Source organism: uncultured Campylobacter sp. (assembly GCF_937997465.1).
In the GTDB taxonomy this organism is placed as follows: domain Bacteria; phylum Campylobacterota; class Campylobacteria; order Campylobacterales; family Campylobacteraceae; genus Campylobacter_A.
Window position 1 is genome coordinate 1 of sequence record NZ_CALKTQ010000109.1, and the last position, 2,390, is coordinate 2,390.

The following is a 2,390-nucleotide window of genomic DNA, read 5'->3' on the forward strand; positions in this document are numbered from 1 at the left end:
GCTTTGGAGGCTAGCGTATTTAACTACCACGAAAAATTCTCCTCCTCGCCTTGGCAGTCGCTTTTTTGGAGTGAGGATGCGGAGCTACCTACCTCCGGACGGCTAAAACAGCGAGACTATAGCGTGATATACAAGTACACTCCGCTAAATAACAGATGGATAAATTTCTCCGCTCAGTACTACAACGCCAAAGCCCTAAATCACAGGATCAGAACGGGTTTTAGCAGAGGCAATCCCGTCTACATCGACTACAAAAACAAAGACGACAGATGGGGCGTTAGGCTCAAAAACGAAAGTCTCTTTGAAACCGGCATACTAGAGCATAGGCTAGTTACCGGTATCGACTACGAGCATAGAAAAGAGGACGCGATATTTTGGCACAACGGCGAGCTTAGCGACTTTGGCTCGTTTCCGAATTTTTACAAAGACCTCGGTATCTACGCGCAGGATGTATTTAGCGTAGGTAGATTCGAGTTTACTGTGGGCGGCAGGTTTGATAAATTTAAACGCGGAGTCAAAAACGGCGATCACAACTCATACTCGGAGTCTAGATTTTCTCCAAAACTCGGCCTTGCGTACGAGGTTTTTGACGGCGTAAATTTACTCGCAGGCTACGCAGAGACATTTAGAGGACCGACGCCAAACGAAACGTCATCGGCCGGCCCGCTAAATCCGCACTACTGGTACATACCAAACCCCGACCTAAAACCTGAAATCGCAAAAGAGTACGAAGTTGGCTTTTCTATCGACAAGCAGGGACTTTTGGGTGATGATGAGCTGTACTTTAAGGCCACTTACTACGACGGCAACATCAAAGATATGATAAATCTAAAAGCAAGACCGGACAAGGGCAACCCGCCGTTTGACGCCGAAGCGCCGGGCAGACGCTACGGTATGTACGAAAACGTCGATAACGCAAAGCGCCGAGGCGTCGAGATCGAGTCCAAATACGCGATAAACAACCTTACATTCTCGCTCGGATACGACCATACGAAAATCTACGACAAAGCGACCAAAAAGATACTCACCGTCTACGCCGACAAGCTAACTTTAGGCGCGATGTATAGATACGAGCCGTGGGGACTTAGTCTGGGCGGCGATATGACGCACTGGTTTAGACCTAACAACGACGAGAAATACTACGTCGTGCGCGGTCAAAAATACGAATACGTAGACGAAACCTTTACTATCGTAAATTTTAAAGGTAGATGGGAGCCGAAAAATTTCGACAGCTATCTGCTAAACAAAGGGCTAAAAATCAGCTTTGGCGTAAACAATATCTTTAACAAAGAGTACATTTTCGCAAACGGATTTAAAAATACGACCAGAGTGGGCAAAGGCAGAAACTTCTACGTAGATTTTGAAAAAACGTTTTAGCTTGACTCGGCAAGCGGACTAAATTTGACTAAATTTAGCTTAAATTAGGTCCGCTTTAGCCATTAAATTTGCCGTTTTTGACGGCTTGTTTTTGTCTAAATTTGAGTTTGCGAGGGCAGGGCGCTAACATCAAATTTTGCTTTTTTACCCGCTCAAATTTGACCCGCCCGCTCCCGCAAATCCGCTTCTTAATTTAAATTTGACTATAATGCCTTAAAATTTAAAAGGAGCAAATTTGCAAAATTTCGCCTTGAAATTTCGCCCGCGCAGCTTAGACGAGATATGTGGACAGCGCGAGCTGGTGGGCGTTTTTAAAAAATTTATCGAAAACAAAAAAATCCCGCACAGCATATTTTACGGGCCTGCAGGCTGCGGCAAGACTAGCTTTGCTCGCGTCGTCGCACGGTCGATGGAGTATGATTTTTACGAATTTGACGGCGGAAATCTAAAAATCGAGGAATTTCGCAAAATCCTAAAAAACCACGAAAATGCGCTTTCTAAGCCGCTATTTTTCATCGACGAGATCCACCGCCTCAGCAAAACGCAGCAAGAAGCCCTGCTAATCCCAATGGAAAATTACCGCGCCGCCATCATCGGAGCCAGCACGGAAAATCCGTATTTCACGCTAAGCTCGGGTATCCGCAGCCGCTCGATGCTCTTTGAGTTTAAACCGCTTGCGAGCGAGGATTTTGAAAAGCTGCTTGAGCGCGTGAGGGGCGAGGTCAAATTTGATATCTCAGACGATGCCAAGGCCTATCTCATAAAAAGTAGCGGCGGAGACGCGCGCGGACTCTTAAATTTACTCGAATTTGCCGTGAGTCTGGAAGAAAAAATAACGTTAGAAAATTTAAAAACGCTAAGAGCTAACGCGGTTAGCGAAGGCGTTAGCGAGGATGATGTGCACTACGGACTGGCGAGCGCCTTTATAAAAAGCCTGCGCGGTAGCGACGAAAACGCCGTCATATACTATCTGGCACGGCTTATCGACGCGGGCGAGAGCGCTGATTTTATCG

General features: G+C 46.4%; 2 protein-coding genes. Both read left to right on the forward strand.

Features of this window, described 5'->3' with window-relative positions:
- On the forward strand, positions 1–1,377 hold a 1,377-nt coding region (locus Q0546_RS03335), incomplete at its 5' end, for a TonB-dependent receptor (protein ID WP_298790515.1).
- 235 nt (positions 1,378–1,612) lie between these two features.
- Positions 1,613–2,390, forward strand: a 778-nt coding sequence (locus tag Q0546_RS03340) for an AAA family ATPase (RefSeq protein ID WP_298790517.1), incomplete at its 3' end; no start/stop codon positions are given.